Genomic DNA, 16,560 nt, shown 5'->3' on the forward strand with positions numbered 1-16,560 from the left:
CACTCACTTCCACAGAAAATTTTCTCACATACGAGAATTTATTTTTTCTCGTATATGATAACTCACGTCGATTCCACCCTTCCTGTGGGAACCCTATCGTGTCTACCCTTGCTCTGAGTAAGTCCGGTCTGACGAAAACCCACGTTATCACCGCCACCACGATCGGCACAGCGCTCGAATTCTACGACTTCACGATCTACAGTTTTTTCGCGATCCAGATCGGGCAACTGTTCTTTCCGGGCGCTTCGCCGGTCAATCAGTTCCTGCTGTCGATCGGCGTGTTCGGCGTAGGTTTCGTGGTGCGGCCGCTGGGCGGAATCGTGATCGGCGCCTACGCGGACCGCGCGGGCCGCAAGAAGGCGATGGTCCTCACCATCATGCTGATGGCGCTCAGTTGCGCGATGATCGCTTGTGCGCCGACCTACGCCGTGGCAGGGCTCGCCGCGCCGTTGATCGTGCTGAGCGCGCGCCTGATCCAGGGCTTCGCCGCAGGCGGCGAGTTCGGCCCGGGCACCACCCTGCTGGTCGAATATGCGACCGACAACACGCGCGCCTTCTTCGCCAGCTGGAACTTCGCGGCCACTGCGGCCGGTCTAGTGCTCGGGGCGCTAGTAGCCACGCTGATCAACGCCACGCTGCCCAAACAGGCGATCCTCGACTGGGGCTGGCGGATTCCTTTCCTGCTCGGCATCGTCGCCGCGCCGGCCGGCATGCTGATCCGCAAGCGGCTCGAAGAAACGCTCGCCGAGCGCAAGCCAGGCGAAGCGCCGCCGCGCGGCGCGCTAAAAGCGGCGCTGACCACGCATCTGAACCTCACCATACTCGGCACGTTTGCTGAACTGGGCGGCTCCGTGTCTGTCTACATCACGGCGTTTTTCCTGCCGAGCCACGCGGTGCGTACATTGCATCTCTCCTCCACCGCGGCTGTCACGTCGGGCATTGTCAGCTCGCTTGTATTGTTCGCGGCGGCGCCGCTGGCCGGCATGCTCGCGGACCGCTTCAGCCGCAAGCGCGTACTGGTTATTTCGCGCGTCGTGATGCTGCTGCTCGTCTATCCAGCCTTTGCCTTCCTCAGCGCGCATCCGTCGATGACCGCGCTGTGCATCGTATCGGCCGTACTCGCCGTGTTTGTCGCGGGGCAGATCGTGCCGGTGCTCGTGATGATCCCGGAACTCTTTCCAAAGCATGTCCGCGCAACGGGTATTGCGCTGACCTACGTAGTGAGCGCATCGTTCTTTGGCGGCTTCTCGCCGTTCATCGCAAGCTGGCTGGTCGCGCAAACCGGCAACCCGCTCGCGCCGGCCTGGTATGTGGCCGCCGCGTGCGCCATCTCGCTGGTGCCGGTAATCTGGCTGAAGGACCGTACGGGCGAAGCGCTCGCCTGATGAATCGAGGATGCAATGAGTCACGATAATGAACTGGTTGGACGCAGCGCCGTTGAGCTGCGCCGCATGATCGGCGCGAAAGAGATTTCGCCGGTCGAACTGCTCGACGCCTGCATTGCGCGTATCGAGGCAATCAATCCCGCAGTCAATGCCGTGACCGCGACGGACTTCCCGGCCGCGCGAGAAGCCGCGAAGCGCGCCGAAAAGCAGGTGCTCGACGGCGAAGCGCTCGGTTTGCTGCATGGCTTGCCGCTCGGCGTCAAAGACCTCGAAAATACAGCCGGTCTGCTGACGACTTATGGCTCGCCCATGTCGCGCGGCAACGTTCCCACGCAAGACGTGGTGCTGGTGGAGCGCCTGCGCGCCGCCGGCGCGATCGTCACCGCGAAGACCAACGTGCCGGAGCTCGGCGCGGGCGCCAACACGCGCAATCCGGTATGGGGCGCAACGGGCAATCCTTTCAACACCACACTGAACGCGGGAGGCTCGTCAGGCGGTTCGGCCGCCGCGCTCGCGTGCGACATGCTGCCGGTCTGCACCGGTTCCGATACCGGCGGATCCTTGCGGATTCCGGCGTCGAAATGCGGCGTGGTGGGTTTTCGTCCGACGCCCGGCCTCGTGCCGAATTCGCGCAAGCTGGTCGGCTGGTCGCCGATCTCGGTGGTCGGGCCGATGGGCCGTACCGTCGCCGAGGCCTGCCTGCAGCTCGCGGCAACCGCGGGCATCTCTGCCGGCGATCCGCTCAGCTTTCACGTCGATCCGCTGGCCTTCGCGCGGCCTGACGATATCGACCTCGGCTCGCTGCGAGTCGGCTGGACTGAAGACTTCGGCAGTTGCGACGTCGACGACGAAATCCGCAAAGTGTTCCGCGAGCGCATCGCGCTGATCGCGCCGTCATTCCGCTCCTGCGAGCAGGTGAGCTTCGATCTCGGCGACGTACACCGTTGCTTCGACGTGATCCGCGCGGAGAGCTTCGTCGCCGGCTTGCACGATGCCTATACGCGCGATCCGAACCTGCTCGGACCCAACACGCGGGCGAACTACGAAATGGGCGCGAGCATGAGCCTCGGCGACAGCGCCTGGGCCCAAGCCGAGCAGACCCGCATCTTCAAACGCTTCCAGAGTGCGTTCGAACAGTACGACGTGATCCTCTCGCCCACCACGCCGGTTTCACCGTTCCCCTGGCAACAACTGTACGCAGCGCAGATCGATGGACGCGAACAGGACAACTACTATCGCTGGCTCGCGCTGACCTACGTCGTCACGCTCACGACGCATCCCGCCGTGTCGCTGCCCTGCGGTGTCGATCATGCGGGCATGCCGTTCGGCTTGCAGATCGTCGGCCCGTTTCATGGCGATCGCAAAACGCTCGCCGTCGCGCACGCCTTGGAACAGGTCTTCGATCAATCGCCGGTCTTGCGCCGGCCACGTCCCGATCTGTCGAAGCTCACGCAGGCTGATCCGTCGCTGAAGTCGATCGTGACGGCTCCGCCTCTTTTCAACGAGTCCGGCCCGAATGGCGCCGGCATTTCAACGGTCTAAACACATCACATGTCGAACCCAATCAAACGTCTGCAAACGAACGCGCGCATGAGCCAGGTGGTGATCGCCAACGGCGTGGTGTATCTGGCCGGCCAGGTGCCTGACACGGCCAACGTCTCCGTGACCGAACAGGCCAACGAAATCCTCGCGCGTATTGACACGCTGCTCGAAGCGGCCGGCGTTGACCGGACGCGCCTGCTGTCCGCGAATATCTGGCTGAGCGACCCGAAGCACTTCGCCGAATTCAACGCGGTGTGGGACGCCTGGGTGCCTGCCGGCCATGCGCCGACCCGCGCCTGCGTCCAGGCGCTGCTGATGAAACCGGGTTGCGATGTCGAAGTCGCGGTGACGGCACTGTCGGCGTAATCGTCAGTCTGTGAGCTCATGAGCATGATGAAATTCGATACCGTCGTACTGGGCGCGGGCATCGTCGGCGTGTGCGTCGCCGTCCATCTTCAGAAGCGCGGCCAGCGGGTTGCGCTGGTCGATCGCAAGCCGCCCGGCAACGAGACATCGTTTGGCAACGCGGGGCTGATCCAGCGCGAGGGCGTGTATCCGTATGCGTTTCCGCGCGAACTCGGCACGTTGATGCGATACGCGCGCAACCGGTCGCCGGAGGTTCGATTTCACGCCAACGCGATGCTCAAGGCCGCACCGTTCCTGTGGCAATACTGGCGCAATTCTCATCCGGTGAAGCATGCGGCGATCGCGAGGTCCTATTCGACGCTGATCGAACATTGCGTGAGCGAGCACCGCGCATTAGCCGCCGATGCCGGCGCGAGCGCACTATTGCGTCCGATCGGCTGGATGAAGGTATTCCGCACCGAAGCGGTTCGCGACAGTGAAACGCGGCTTGTCGAGCAGTGGCATCGCGAATACGGCGTCGAATTCGAATCGCTCGACGCGGCGAGTCTGCAACAGATGGAGCCCGATCTCGACCGCAGCCTGATCGGCGCGTTGCGCTACACGGCATCCGATTCCGTCAGTGACCCGAACGCGCTCGTCACGGCTTACGCAGAATACTTCGAGCAGCTAGGCGGGCGTTATTTCATCGGCGATGCGAATACGTTGCGCGATCATTGGGCGGTAGATACATCGGCGGGCACCATCGTGGCATCGTCGGCGGTGGTCGCGTTGGGCCCGTGGTCGGATCAACTCAGTTCACGGCTGGGCTATCGCCTGCCGCTCGGCACCAAGCGCGGGTATCACATGCACTATGGCGCGCAGCCAGGCGCGCGTCTGAATCACCCGGTCCTCGATGTCGAACGCGGTTACCTGCTGGCGCCGATGGCCAAAGGTATCCGACTGACAACCGGCGCCGAAATCGCGCTGCACGACGCACCGAAGACGCCCAACCAGCTTGACGCAGTCGAGCCCTCGGCCCGCACGCTGTTCCCGCTCGCTGGACGTCTGGACGCCGAACCGTGGATGGGCCGCCGCCCATGTACGCCGGACATGATGCCGATCATCGGACCGGCGGCAAACCACAAGGGTCTGTGGTTTGCATTTGGTCATGCGCATCACGGGCTGACGCTGGGTCCTGTGACAGGACGGCTGATCGCGGAGATGATGACCGGCGAGGAGACCCTTGTAGATACCCGGCCGTTCAGGGCGGACCGGTTCTAGCCGCCGGCACCAGCCCGTACCTCGACATGACATCGATAAGCTTTGAGCGGTCGGGCGGGCCGCCTGCGCTTACGATTGCTCCGACATCACGAAAATACTGAGCGCCTATATCGGGCGTAAGGACGATCAGCGCGCGGGCCGTGTCATTGTGCGGGTTGCTGAAGTGATGAACCGACCCACGCGGAGTAAACATCCATTCTCCTGGTACCAGGTCTCGGACTACTCCGTCGACCGAGTATCGAAGCATGCCCTCCAGCACGTAGACGCACTCTTCGTTGCGCGTGTGGCTATGTGGCGGTGGGACTTGTGAACCCGGTCCCACAGTCAGTTCGAAAACACCCATCCCGCCCGTAGCAGTTCCGTCAATCAGGTACTGAATCTTCAATTGACCAATGTTGATTGGTTCGATCGGAGTTGCGCCGTTAAGTGTCATTTTCGAACTCCTTTGGATTCAGGATTCTCGTCAGTCCACTAGCGTTGCAGGTAAGGGGCGTGCAGCTTGCGGCGCGTCCGCCGACGAACAGAACGCAATTCATCCAGGATTATGCGCCTATCAAGGACATATTTTGTCCCGGAGCAGCGACAGACCGTAACCAGCGGGACAGGATCTGGATCCCGGGCATACTGGCCGATGTGTTGCCCGCAGGGGATTAACCCAGCAAAATCGAGCAGACCTCAACCAAAAATATCAGGAGAAACAGAACCATGAGTGATCAGCCGTTCGGACGTTCCCGTCGTGATTTCATGCGTATTGCCGTGACAGCCGGCACGACTGCGGCGCTGCCGTGGATGCAGGACGCCCACGCGCAGTCACCGGCCAACTCCTCAACCACGGCACCCGCTGCGGGACATTCGACAAAAGGCACACAACTGATTCTGCTTGGCACCAAGGGAGGCCCTACGCCTTCTGACCTGCGCGCGGCGCCGGCGAACGTGCTGGTGGTCGATGGTCAGCCCTACGTGGTCGATTGCGGCAACGGCGTCGCGCTGCAGTTGACCAAAGCCGGCATCAAGCTGCCGGGCATCCGCGACATCTTTCTGACCCACCATCATTCGGATCACAACGCCGACCTCGGCAACCTCGTGTTCCTCGCCTGGGCCACCGGCCTGCACACACCCGTCAATCTGTACGGGCCGCCACGCATGACAAAGATGATCGACGACTTTGTCGACATGAACGCGATCGACCTCGACGTGCGCATACGCGAAGAAGGTCGCCCGCCGTTCCGCCCACTGATCAACATCCATGAATTCGACGGCCCGCGCCTCGTGATGGAAGACGACCGCGTGCGCGTCACCTCGACACTGGTCGACCACTACACGATCAAGCCGGCATTCGCTTACCGCTTCGAGACACGGGACCGCACCGTCGTCTTCTCCGGCGACACGACCTACTACCCGGCGCTTGCCGAGTTCGCGAAAGGCGCCGACGTCCTGGTGCATGAAGTGATGTACCTGCCTGCGCTCGAAAAGCTGATGAAGACCGTCGACAACGCACCGACGCTGCTCGATCACCTCATGAAGAGCCACACCAGCACTGAGCAGGTCGGCAAGATCGCCGCGGCGGCGGGCGTCAAGACGCTGGTGCTGAGCCATTTCGTGCCGGGCGGCGACCCCGCGATTACCGACGAGATGTGGGCCGCCGATGCGCGCAAGCATTTCGACGGACAGATCATCGTCGGCAAAGACCTGCAGGTTATTTGAGTGTCGGGAAAAGCTGCCATGCAATCTGCTGCGATTCCCTTGACGTTGCTGACGGGCTTTCTCGGTTCGGGTAAGACCACGTTGCTTAATCGCCTGCTGCCGCAACCCGCGCTGGGCCGTTGTGCGGTGGTGATCAATGAACTGGGCGCGATCGGTCTCGATCATCTGTTCGTCAGCACCTCGCGCGACGAGACCATCGCCCTGCTGGAAAACGGCTGCCTGTGCTGCGGTGTGCGCGACGAACTGGCTGCGACCGTAACCGATCTGCTGCAGCGCCGCACGCGCGGCGAGATTCCCACTTTCGAGCGGATTCTGATCGAGACCACGGGGCTGGCGCGGCCCGGCCCGGTGATCTCGTTGCTGCTGGGTGACCCGGCGCTTGAAGGTCGTTTGCAGCTCGATGGCATCGTGACGACCGTCGATGCGAAACACGGCGCCGCGCAACTTGCCCGGCATGAGGAGTCGCGTCAGCAGGTGGCCGTGGCCGACCGGCTGTTGCTGACTAAAGCTGAACTGGTCGATGCGGCTGCGCTGGCAGACCTCGAGGCGGCGCTTGAGGCGCTGAATCCGGGTGCGCCACGCATTCCGGTGCGCAACGGCGAGATTGACGCGCAACAGCTGCTCGACATCCTGACGCCGCGTGCCTTGCGGCCCTGGTTGCGCGCCGAGCCTGCGCCGCGCAAGTTGCTGATGCGTGGCGCGACGGCGTCACGCGTGGCCCATCCGGACATCGACAGCTTCTGCCTGACTTACTCGCAAGCATTGCCGATGCAGGCATTCGAAACCGCGTTGACCGTGCTGCTCGGCTATCACGGCGAACGGATCCTGCGGGTTAAGGGAATCGGCAATTTCATCGGCGAATCCCGGCCTGTCGTGTTCCATGGTGTGCAGCAGTTGCTGCATGAACCATTGCGGCTCGAAGCGTGGCCTGACGACGATCACACGACACGGCTCGTGTTCATCGTGCAGGGTCTCGCCAGGTCGGTGATCGAGGAGACGATCACGCATTTTCTGCGCGAAGCCGGAGTGGAGGCAGCGGCAAGCTGTTAACCGAGGGTTTCACTGGACGAAACTTTCGCTCGTATCAGCCGATAACTCGAGCAGGAACCACCTGGACGACCGCCGGACAGCTCGCCGGCGCCATCTGGCGCGCCCATTCACGTGCCACTTCGCGCGGCAGCCCTGCGCGATTTCCATTCGTTTGCTCGAGGACTCAGGATGCACAAGCTCAGTTTTAAGCAGAAGCTGTGGCTGCCGCTGATCATCAGCCTCGTCGCGTTGCTCGCCGTCTCCGTATCGGCGGCGTGGCAGTCGCGCGAGACGCGGATCGAGGAACGTCAGCACGACCTTACTAACATCGCGCACGTCGGACTCAGTATCGTGACGGAGTATGCGGCGCTGGCGCAAAGCGGCACGCTACCGGAGGCCGATGCCCGCAAGCAGGCACTCGAACGACTGCGCGGCGTCCGCTACGGCGAAGACGGCTACTTCCTCGTGATCAACTCGAAGCCGCAGATGGTGATGCATCCGATCAAGCCGGCACTCGAAGGCAAGGATCTCGCGGGCAGCGCCGATGCCGACGGCCGCCACCATTACGTGACGTTCGCGTCGGCCGCTCAGGCGCCGGACGGCGGCTTCGTCGACTACGTGTTCCCGCATTCGGGCGCGGCGTCGACACAGGCGGTCGGCAAGATCGGCTACGTGGTGCGCTATGCGCCGTGGGACTGGATCATCGCGACCGGTGCCTATGTCGACGACATCGACGCTGCGTTCATGGCGTCGCTGTGGCTGATCGGCGCGATCTTCCTGGCGGTGTCGGCGGTGCTCGTGACGCTCGTCGCGGTGACGAACCGCAGCATCGCGCGCACGGTCGGCGGCGATCCGGCCTATGCGGCGAATGTGGCGGACGCGATCGCATCGGGCGACCTGACCGTGGCGATCCGCACGCGCGACGGCGACACGTCCAGCCTGCTGCACGTGATGCAGCGAATGCGTGACGCGCTGACCAGCACCATCTGTCAGATCAAGCATGCTTCCGACAACGTCGCGTGCGGCGCGAACGAGATTGCGAACGGCAATGCGGATCTGTCGTCGCGCACCGAGAACCAGGCGGCCTCCTTGCAGGAAACGGCGTCGAGCATGGAGCAGATGACGGCGATGGTCCGCCAGACTGCGGACAACGCGCGCACCGCCAGCGAGCTTGCGGCCGGCGCCGCGAAAATCGCGAACCGCGGCGGCGACATGATCACGCAGGCCGTCGCGGCGATGAAGGGCATCTCGAACGAATCGGGCCGCATGGTCGAGATCATCGCGACGATCGAAGGCATCGCGTTCCAGACCAACATCCTCGCGCTGAATGCAGCGGTCGAAGCGGCACGCGCGGGCGAGCAGGGTCGCGGCTTCGCGGTCGTCGCGAGCGAGGTGCGCAGCCTCGCGCAGCGTAGCGCGACCGCGGCGAAGGAAATCCGCGAGCTGATCAGTCATGCGGTGGGCAGCGTCGGCAGTGGTGCAACGCTGGTCGAAAACACCGGTTCGACGATCGACGAAGCGCGCGACGCGATCATGCGTGTGACCGGTGTCGTGCAGGAGATCGCGGCGGCCGCGGCGGAACAGAGCGCCGGCATCGATCAGGTGAATCTCGCGGTCACGCAGATGGACAGCATGACGCAGCAGAACGCGGCGCTCGTCGAGCAGGCGGCGGCCGCGGCGCAGTCGCTGAAGGAGCAGGCGATGAGCCTGCAACGCGCCGCCGCTGCATTCCAGGTGAACGAGGCTGAAGCTAGCGGCGGTACACCGTTCGCGTCGGCCTCGGTTTCGGCTTCGGCGTCGACCTCGGCGTCGCGCCGCGTGACGTTCGCGTAAGGGCGGCCCGCTCCCCGCAGCCGCGGGATTTTCCGGACACTGCGCCTGACGACGGTATAGACTCAAATCTATGCACATTGGTTGATCCGCCGCGTGGCGCTGGACCACCGCGTGAGGTGCACATAGCAGGTGACCTGTGCCATTTGCGTTGCGATGCGGCAAGGCGCCTGTTTGCGGCCGGATGCGCCCAGCAATGACGGAGACATTCAAATGTGTGATGTCTGTGGTGATGCGCAGCACGAGCCTCAAGTATCGCGCCGGGATTTCCTGAAGACTGGCGCACTCGCGGCACTCCTGCCGTGGAGCGTGAGCGCCGCCCTCGCGGCCGAGCCGCCGGCACCCGGCGCATCGCCACCGCCAAACTCGATCCCGCCTGCGGACGCGTTGAAGCGAATCATGGATGGCAACGCGCGCTACGCCGCCAACGCGCCGAACGAGCGCGACTTTTCATCAGGTCGTGCCGCCCGTGTGCAAGCACAGTATCCGATCGCCACGATCCTGAGTTGCGCCGACTCGCGCGTAGCGCCGGAGTTCGCGTTCGATCAGGGGCCGGGCGATCTCTTCGTTTTACGCGTCGCGGGCAATGTCGTGAACCCGGATCTGCTTGCCTCTCTTGAATACGGCGCGCAGTTCCTGGGGGTGCCGCTCATCATGGTGCTGGGCCACACCGGATGCGGTGCGGTCGATGCCGCAATCAAAGTGTTGAAGGCCAAAGCGGTCCTTCCCGGCCATTTGCCGGGACTCATCTCAGCGATCAAGCCTGCCGTCATCGCCGCCGAGAAAACGAAGACCGGCAACTTGCTGGACAACGCGGCCGCCGAGAACGTGCGACGGCAAATGGCTCGACTGAAGCGCTCACCGCCGATCGTCCAGCAACTTTACGAGAGCAAGAAGATCGACATTGTCGGCGGCATGTACGACCTCGCCACCGGCAAAATTGCGCTCGTCTAAAGGAGTGGGTTTATCCTTCCGCGGGTGGCCAATGCTGATGCCCCCGTATGAAACGCCCGGAGGAAAAATCCATGACCGACCCGACCTATCACGCGCCCGACTTTCGACAGCAGCGCAGCGTCGGTATTGTCGGCATCGCAGTCGCGTCGCTGTTTGCCTCGGGGCTCTGGTTCGGCATCGATCTTTTGATGTCGCCGCCGCCGGGCATGGACAGCCTCGGCGCGCGGATGCTTCTGACGCTCAAATGCTGCTGTGTCGCGGTGCTGTTCTGCCTGGTGACGGGCATCGAAGCCGTGGCGCACGAACGATTGACCTCGCCCGCATTCGATCCGCTGGCGGGCTTCGAGACACGCAGGTTGCGCGTCAATCAACGATACCTGCAGAACACGGTTGAGCAGATCATCGTGTTCGCAGCGGCGCTGTTCGGCTTGGCAGCCTACTGCCCCGATGGTTCGTCCATGCGCGCGGTCGTGGCGACGACTGTGGTCTGGATCGTCGCGCGAGGCGCATTCTGGCTCGGCTACCATCGCAGCGCTGCTTTGCGCGGACTCGGAGCGCCGGGCATGGCGATCAGCATGATCGTGTTGCTGTACGTGACGAGCCGATTCGGGCGTGAGATCGCGGGGACGGTGGGCGCGATTGTGCCGGTCGTTGCATTTTTCGCGATCGAGGTGGTGTTGTTTTGGGGGACGCGGCCGGTGAAAGCGGATTGATTCAATGAAGCCGATCAACCCGGCCAGCGCGATCATTTCAAATGGCGGTTGCGCCAGTCACGCGGCGTCACACCAAAGCGTGAACTAAACCAATTTGTGAAAGAGCCCTGCTGCGAATAACCAAGCAGTGCGGAAACTCGCCCGATGGGATAGCGTGGGTTGCTCATATAGCGCACGGCAAGCTCGCCCCTGACTTCCTCGACCAGACGCGAGAAGCTGGTATGCGCAAGTTCAAGTTGGCGCTGCATGGTGCGAACGCTCAGACGTAAATGGCGGGCAACCAGTTCGACGCTGGCCTGCTCGACGGGCAGCAACAAGTAGATCGCCTTGCGCACTTCCAGCGCGGTCGAATCGACACCGGTCACATTGAGTGAATCCGCGAGGCTCTCGGCATATCGCACCAGTTCCGGGTCAGCGGCCGGATTCGGGTAGTCGAGATCGGCGGCCGCACACACGAAGCCGTTGAAATCGCTGCCGAACTCCAGTGGACAGCCAAAGAACCGTCGATGAAACGTCAGGTCTTTCGGTCCCTGATGAACAAAATGGACCGAGCGTGGTTTCCAGTGATCGCCAAGCAGAGCGCTGGAGTGGCGCCAGAGGACACCGACCGCGAGCTCGATCGCCTGATTCGTCGGGGTACCCGGTTCGACGACCAGTTCTTCGCGGATGGTAACCGTTTCGCCCACGTCCTCGACATACACAGCCAGGGCTTCGTTCAACAGATGCCGGTATTCAGCCGTGGCCAGCAATACCTCGCGCAGCGTGCGCTTGTGCGCGAGCAGGACGTTGATCACACCGGTACCGAACTTCTGCCGGGTCTCGGCCATCTGCAGCGCGAAAGTTGGGCATGACGCCTTTTCGGCCGTCAGTTCCAGCAGCCGGCACGCGGCGGTTGCCGGAATGCGGTCGTCCGGATTCGCAAGCGCCGCAGTATCGATCCCGACCTGCTGTGCAAGCTCGACCGGGTTCAGTCCGACCCGCCGCGTCACATCGAAATAGCCGCTCATGGCTACCGAGCGCAACATCGTTTCCATCGCTTTGTCTCCGCGTACGCCTCGCAGGCGGCCTTCCTGCGTCTGATATTGAGGTGTCTGCCGCACGCACCGGTGTTAACGCGTAGTGGCATGAAAAGCTAAAAGAATGGCGCCATATCACAAAAGTGTAGCGCAGGATTGCCGTATCGTGGGATCTCAACGGTTCATCATGTTCCGACCAGTTTTCATGCGGCCAGCCGTGTCGCGAGCGTCGGAACACCGTACTCATATTGGAGAACACGATGCAATTCCTCGACGATTCGCTGCACCCTGAAAACCAGGACAAGGTTGTCATCACAACCGCTCCGTACGGCCCGGAATGGATGCCCGAGGACTTTCCTGAAGACATTCCGGTAACGATGCAGGAGCAGATCCAGAAGGCCGTCGACTGCTACGAGGCCGGCGCGACCGTGCTGCACCTGCATGTGCGCGAACTGGATGGCAAGGGCTCCAAGCGCCTGTCGAAGTTCAACGAACTGATCGCCGGTGTGCGCGCGGCCGTGCCGGACATGATCATCCAGGTGGGTGGCTCGATCTCGTTTGCACCGGAAGACGACGGCCAGGCCGCGAAGTGGCTGTCCGACGACACGCGTCACATGCTAGCCGATCTCGACCCGAAGCCCGATCAGGTGACGGTCGCGATCAACACCACGCAGATGAACATCATGGAGCTGCTCTATCCGGAGTACCTGGAAGGCACGTCGCTGTCCAATCCTGCGCTCATGGCCGCCTACAGCGAAATGACGGTGCCCGCGGGTCCGGCCTGGGTTGAGGAGCATCTGCGCCGCCTGCAGGCCTCGGGCATCCAGCCGCACTTCCAGCTTACTGGTATCCATGCGCTCGAAACGCTCGACCGCCTGGTGCGCAAGGGCGTCTACAAGGGGCCGCTGAACCTGACGTGGATCGGCATCGGCGGCGGCTTCGACGGTCCGAACCCGCACAACTTCTTCAACTTCGTCCACCGTGCGCCGGACGGTGGCACGATCACAGCCGAGTCGTTGCTGAAGAACGTGCTGCCGTTCAACATGATGGCGATGGCCATGGGCCTGCATCCGCGCTGCGGCATCGAGGACACGATCATTGACCAGCACGGCAATCGCATGAGCTCGGTGCAACAGATCGAGCAGTGTGTGCGCGTGGCGCGCGAACTGGGTCGTGAAATCGCGAGCGGCAAGGAAGCGCGAGAGATCTACAAGATTGGCGTGCAGTACAAGACGGTCGACGAGACGCTCGCGGCCAACGGCATGGCGCCGAATCGCAAGGCCGGTGTGAAGAACCTTCCGCTGCGCGCGGCGTAAGGATTTGACGCGCGGCTGACGTTTCGCGGACGCCGCGCTTCAAAGGCAGGACTCGCCGGCCAGGCCGGGGAGAGTTTTACAGTATCCATAAAGGCTGCCTTTGAGCTGAACGGCAAAGGCGGTCGCCAACGAGCTGGACACGAAGGAGACAACTCATGTTCACGCATGCCGAGCCCATGACGGGCGATATTTCGACAACGCAAAAAGGCGTGCCCGCGTATGCGTGGGTGGTATTCGTCCTGACGGTGGGGTTGCTGCTATCCGACTACATGTCGCGGCAGGTGTTGAATGCGGTGTTTCCGATGCTCAAGGCGGCATGGAACCTTTCCGACACCCGGCTTGGTTCGCTGAGCAGCGTGGTTGCGCTGATGGTCGGCGTGCTCACCTTTCCGCTGTCGGTACTCGCCGACCGCTGGGGCCGCGTGAAGAGCATTGTCCTGATGGCGGCGATGTGGAGTCTCGCGACGCTCGGCTGCGCGCTCGCGACGAACTATGGCGAGATGCTACTCGCGCGCGCCTTCGTCGGTATCGGTGAAGCCGCCTACGGCAGCGTCGGCATCGCGGTCGTCCTCAGCATCTTTCCGGCGCGACTGCGCGCCACGCTCACAGCCGCCTTCATGGCTGGCGGGGCGTTTGGTTCAGTGCTGGGCATGGCGCTAGGCGGTGCCGTCGCGGCTCACTTCGGCTGGCGCGCGGCGTTCGGCGCAATGGCGGCGCTTGGCATCATGCTGGTCGTTTTCTACCGGTTTGCCATCACCGAAAAGCGACTCGCGCCGCTGCAGCCGGCTAACGTGGGTCGTCAGGCACAGAGCGCCGGTGTGTGCATGAGCTTGCGCACGTTGATGCAAGGACTCTTTTCAACAAAGTCGGTCGTGTGTGCCTACGTCGGCAGCGGCATCCATCTGCTGGTTCCGGCGGCTGTGTGGGCGTGGATGCCCAGTTTCCTGAACCGCTACTACGGCATGCCTGCCGGCAAAGCGGCCATGGGCGCGGCCGTGTTCGTGCTGGCCACCGCGTTCGGCATGGTGGTGTGCGGAAACCTGGCCGACCGGCTCAGCAAGCATGCACGGGAAAGGAAGTGGAGCACCGCCGTCGCCTTCTGCCTGATCTGCTTCGTGCTGCTCACAATCGGCTTCCGCATGCCGGCGGGGTCGGCACAGCTCGTCGTGATCGGTGCCGGCATGTTCTTCTGCGCCGGCGCGACCGGCCCCTCGGGAGCGATGGTGGCGAACCTCACCCCGCCATCGATCCACGCATCGGCGTTTGCCACCCTGACGTTGGCGAACAACCTGCTGGGGTTGGCACCTGCTGCGGTCCTGACGGGCATCGTGGCCGACCGGATCGGGCTGCTCGGCGCGTTGCAACTCGTGCCGTTCGCACCTCTGGTCGCGGCAATCGCCTTCTTCATCGGTAAGCGGAATTATGGTGTCGACCTCGATCGCTTGAGTGCCCTGCGTGAGCAGGCCGGGAGCTGACTCGACGGTCACCCGCGAGCTTTAGACCTGGCAAGTGCGCCCGAGAGCAAATTGGGCAGCCCTTCACAGGCGAAATAAATTTGCAGTTCGAGTAATGAATAGGAGATTTGACATGGCAAAAGCAGTGCGCTTCCATGAAACCGGCGGTCCCGAAGTCTTGCGCTATGAAAACGTTGAAGTGGGCGACCCCGGTCCCGCACAGGTTCGCTTGCGCCATGAGGCAGTGGGCTTGAATTTCGCCGACACCTACTTCCGCTCCGGCCTGTACCCCGTACCACTGCCCGCGGGCATGGGTGTCGAGGCTGCAGGTGTGGTCGAGGCCATCGGCGCCGACGTGACCAACGTCGCCGTCGGCGATCGCGTGACCTACACCGGCTTTCTCAACACGCTAGGCGCTTACAGTACAGAACGCCTGATTCCGGCCGCGCCGCTCATCAAGCTGCCTGATGCGATCTCCTGCGAAACAGCTGCCGGCATGACGATGCGAGGCCTGACCTCCTCGTACCTGATGCGCCGCATTCACGACTTCAAGGCGGGCGACACCATCCTGCTGCATGCCGCCGCCGGCGGTGTCGGTCTGATCGTGTCGCAATGGGCGAAATTGTTGGGTCTCACCGTGATCGGCACGGTGTCGAACGAGGCCAAGGGCGAGGTGGCCCGCGCGCATGGCTGCGATCACATCATCTACTACAGCCGGGAAGATGTCGCGAAGCGTGTGCGCGAACTGACCAATGGTGTGGGCGTGGACGTCGTGTTCGACAGCGTCGGCAAGGATACCTTCGAGGCGTCGCTCGATTCGCTCAGGCGCCGTGGCCTGATGGTATGCGTCGGCACGGCGTCCGGGCCCATCCCGCCGTTCAATCCGCAGATGCTGGCGATGAAGGGCTCGCTCTACCTGACGCGGCCCGCGCTGGCGGACTACATTGCCGACCCCGTTGAGAAGAACGAACTTGCCGGCGAACTCTTCGGGCATGTCGCCGCGGGCCGCATCAAGATCGAACTCAACCAGCGTTACGCACTGGAGGACGCGGCGCGGGCCCACCGCGACCTCGAATCGCGCAAGACGACCGGCTCGTCGGTCTTCGTTATCTGAGGAGCAGGTCATGCGAGTCGAACAATTGACGTGTGCAATCGGTGCCGAACTGGTCGGGGTGAATCTCGCCGATGCCATTCACGATGACAGCCTGTTTGCCGAAATCCGGGCGGCGCTGCTGGAGCACAGGGTGCTGTTCCTGCGCGATCAGGACATTTCGCGCGGCGAGCACGTCGCATTCGCTCGCCGTTTCGGCGCGCTGGAAGACCATCCCGTCGCCGGCAGCGACCCGGAACATCCGGGCCTCGTGCGCATCTACAAGAACCCGGACCAGCCCAACGACCGGTATGAAAACGCGTGGCACGCGGACGCCACCTGGCGCGAGGCGCCGCAGTTCGGCGCTGTCCTGCGCTGCGTGGAGTGTCCGCCAGTCGGCGGCGACACGATGTGGGCAAACATGGTCCTCGCCTACGAGAACCTGCCGGACCACGTCAAGACCCAGATCGCGGACCTGCGCGCCCGCCACAGCATCGAGGCGAGCTTCGGCGCCGCAATGCCGATCGAAAAACGTCTCGCTCTTAAAGCGCAATTCCCTGACGCGGAGCATCCGGTCGTGCGCACGCATCCGGAGACCGGCGAGAAGGTGTTGTTCGTGAACGCCTTCACCACCCATTTCACCAATTACCACACGCCGACGCGCGTGCGCTTCGGGCAGGACGCCAATCCGGGTGCGGGTGAACTGCTTCGCTATCTCATCAGCCAGGCCTACATCCCGGAGTACCAGGTCCGCTGGCGCTGGAAACCCAACAGCATCGCGATCTGGGACAACCGCAGCACGCAGCACTATGCAGTGATGGACTACCCGCCGTGTCACCGCAAGATGGAGCGCGCCGGAATTATCGGCGACAAGCCGTACTGATCGGACCGCAACCACCTG

General features: G+C 63.0%; 15 protein-coding genes. 13 read left to right on the forward strand and 2 right to left on the reverse strand.

The features are described 5' to 3' along the window. Positions 1-98: 98 nt before the first annotated feature. Genes M0D66_RS02610 through M0D66_RS02625 form a run of 4 tightly spaced genes read left to right on the forward strand, consistent with a single transcriptional unit; the run spans position 99 to position 4,553 of the window. Positions 99-1,385, forward strand: a complete 1,287-nt coding sequence (locus tag M0D66_RS02610; protein WP_093636779.1) for an MFS transporter — start codon at positions 99-101, stop codon at positions 1,383-1,385. Between the two features lie 15 nt (positions 1,386-1,400). Further along, a complete protein-coding gene (locus M0D66_RS02615; RefSeq protein WP_266208903.1) occupies positions 1,401-2,927 on the forward strand; it encodes an amidase in 1,527 nt (508 codons plus the stop codon). 9 nt (positions 2,928-2,936) lie between these two features. Beyond that, positions 2,937-3,293 (forward strand): RidA family protein, encoded by a 357-nt coding sequence (locus M0D66_RS02620; protein ID WP_256457064.1) that lies wholly within the window; start codon positions 2,937-2,939, stop codon positions 3,291-3,293. Between the two features lie 27 nt (positions 3,294-3,320). Continuing rightward, positions 3,321-4,553, forward strand: a complete 1,233-nt coding sequence (locus tag M0D66_RS02625) for an FAD-binding oxidoreductase (protein WP_266209130.1) — start codon at positions 3,321-3,323, stop codon at positions 4,551-4,553. Here M0D66_RS02625 and M0D66_RS02630 read toward each other — a convergent pair. Continuing rightward, positions 4,534-4,986, reverse strand: coding sequence for a cupin domain-containing protein (locus tag M0D66_RS02630; protein ID WP_211700089.1), 453 nt, complete (start codon positions 4,984-4,986; stop codon positions 4,534-4,536). The genes M0D66_RS02625 and M0D66_RS02630 overlap by 20 nt on opposite strands. Before the next feature lie 272 nt (positions 4,987-5,258). On the opposite strand from M0D66_RS02630, the gene M0D66_RS02635 reads away from it, so the two are divergent. From M0D66_RS02635 to M0D66_RS02655, 5 genes are all read left to right on the forward strand, one after another. Then, positions 5,259-6,257 carry an MBL fold metallo-hydrolase gene (locus tag M0D66_RS02635; RefSeq protein ID WP_266208904.1) on the forward strand — a complete coding sequence of 333 codons (999 nt, stop codon included), beginning with the start codon at positions 5,259-5,261 and terminating at the stop codon, positions 6,255-6,257. 18 nt (positions 6,258-6,275) lie between these two features. Then, positions 6,276-7,307, forward strand: coding sequence for a GTP-binding protein (locus tag M0D66_RS02640; RefSeq protein ID WP_266208905.1), 1,032 nt, complete (start codon positions 6,276-6,278; stop codon positions 7,305-7,307). 168 nt (positions 7,308-7,475) lie between these two features. Then, positions 7,476-9,119 carry a methyl-accepting chemotaxis protein gene (locus M0D66_RS02645; RefSeq protein WP_266208906.1) on the forward strand — a complete coding sequence of 548 codons (1,644 nt, stop codon included), beginning with the start codon at positions 7,476-7,478 and terminating at the stop codon, positions 9,117-9,119. Positions 9,120-9,272: 153 nt separating this feature from the next. Beyond that, entirely contained in the window at positions 9,273-10,070 is a 798-nt protein-coding gene (locus tag M0D66_RS02650) for a carbonic anhydrase (protein ID WP_266208907.1), read from the forward strand. Positions 10,071-10,141: 71 nt separating this feature from the next. After that, positions 10,142-10,783, forward strand: a complete 642-nt coding sequence (locus M0D66_RS02655) for an MAPEG family protein (RefSeq protein ID WP_266208908.1) — start codon at positions 10,142-10,144, stop codon at positions 10,781-10,783. 32 nt (positions 10,784-10,815) lie between these two features. Here M0D66_RS02655 and M0D66_RS02660 read toward each other — a convergent pair whose 3' ends face one another. Further along, a complete protein-coding gene (locus tag M0D66_RS02660) occupies positions 10,816-11,817 on the reverse strand; it encodes an AraC family transcriptional regulator (protein WP_266208909.1) in 1,002 nt (333 codons plus the stop codon). 242 nt (positions 11,818-12,059) lie between these two features. Here M0D66_RS02660 and M0D66_RS02665 point away from each other — a divergent pair, with 242 nt between their 5' ends. The 4 genes from M0D66_RS02665 to M0D66_RS02680 all read left to right on the forward strand — a co-directional run bounded on the left by M0D66_RS02665 (position 12,060) and on the right by M0D66_RS02680 (position 16,542). Further along, complete coding sequence (locus M0D66_RS02665; protein WP_211700083.1) at positions 12,060-13,115, forward strand: 3-keto-5-aminohexanoate cleavage protein; 1,056 nt, start codon at positions 12,060-12,062, stop codon at positions 13,113-13,115. 155 nt (positions 13,116-13,270) lie between these two features. Continuing rightward, positions 13,271-14,590, forward strand: coding sequence for an MFS transporter (locus M0D66_RS02670; protein ID WP_266208910.1), 1,320 nt, complete (start codon positions 13,271-13,273; stop codon positions 14,588-14,590). Positions 14,591-14,702: 112 nt separating this feature from the next. Then, entirely contained in the window at positions 14,703-15,683 is a 981-nt protein-coding gene (locus M0D66_RS02675; RefSeq protein ID WP_266208911.1) for a quinone oxidoreductase, read from the forward strand. Positions 15,684-15,693: 10 nt separating this feature from the next. Beyond that, positions 15,694-16,542: a TauD/TfdA family dioxygenase gene (locus M0D66_RS02680; RefSeq protein WP_266208912.1), complete on the forward strand. Its 849-nt coding sequence runs from the start codon at positions 15,694-15,696 to the stop codon at positions 16,540-16,542. Positions 16,543-16,560 lie beyond the last annotated feature (18 nt).

The organism is Paraburkholderia sp. SECH2 (genome assembly GCF_030464795.1).
Classification (GTDB): domain Bacteria; phylum Pseudomonadota; class Gammaproteobacteria; order Burkholderiales; family Burkholderiaceae; genus Paraburkholderia; species Paraburkholderia aspalathi.